The sequence below is a fragment of the Candidatus Accumulibacter vicinus genome (genome assembly GCF_000584955.1).
In the GTDB taxonomy this organism is placed as follows: Bacteria; Pseudomonadota; Gammaproteobacteria; order Burkholderiales; family Rhodocyclaceae; genus Accumulibacter; species Accumulibacter vicinus.
The window spans coordinates 214,102-214,811 of record NZ_JDSS02000006.1 but is presented as its reverse complement, the minus strand read 5'-3'; the positions used below and the strand labels follow the sequence as shown (position 1 = coordinate 214,811).

Genomic DNA, 710 nt, shown 5'->3' with positions numbered 1-710 from the left:
AGAAGCCGGCGCGCACCGCATCGGTCAGCCCGCGGGCAATCTCCTGCGCCTGCTCCGCACCCTCCAGGCGGGCCAGCAGGCGGGCGCGGGCGGCGGCATCGAGCGTGCCACCCCAGGCGGCAGCCTCGATCAGGCGGAGAAGCCAGCGGCTGCTGCGGACGAGTTGCCAGTGTTCCTCGAAGGCGAGCGTGGCGGCGAGGCTGCGCGCGGCCAACGGGGCGCGCATCGCCTTCAGCTCGATGCCGTCAGCATCGATCAGGCGCAGTCGCCACAGGATTTCCGCGACGTGCGCGTCGTCCGGCCGGCGGCGGTCGAGGACGCGACTTTGCTTGCTGGCGGTGAGCTCTATGGTGCATGCCGCCAGGCAACGCTCGACATTCAGCACCAGAGGCGGCAACGGGGTGTCGGCAGCGAGTTTGCCGGCACCGTCCCCGGTCAGCGCCAGCAGCGCCTCGCGCATGACGGGGTGATCGTGGGTGGCGAGCAGTCCGTCGCGGGTCCAGGGCGCGGGGGCATCGAGCGCCTCTCTGATGAACGCACTTTGTGCGGCATCGAGCACGTCGCTGCGCAGCGGCGCCGGATGACCGCGCAGCCGGGCCAGACCGGCGAGGGTCTCGCGAAAGGCGATGCAATCGGCCGTCGAGACGGCGACCTGACGGCTGCGCAGGCGCTCGACGATGGCACGCGCGGCGCGTTCGGCGGCGCCGGCA

At 72.3% G+C, this 710-nt stretch carries 1 protein-coding gene; it reads right to left on the bottom strand.

From position 1 onward, the window contains the following. Positions 1-710: DUF5682 family protein (locus CAPSK01_RS01820; protein WP_034921493.1), on the bottom strand; the 710-nt coding region annotated here is incomplete at both ends.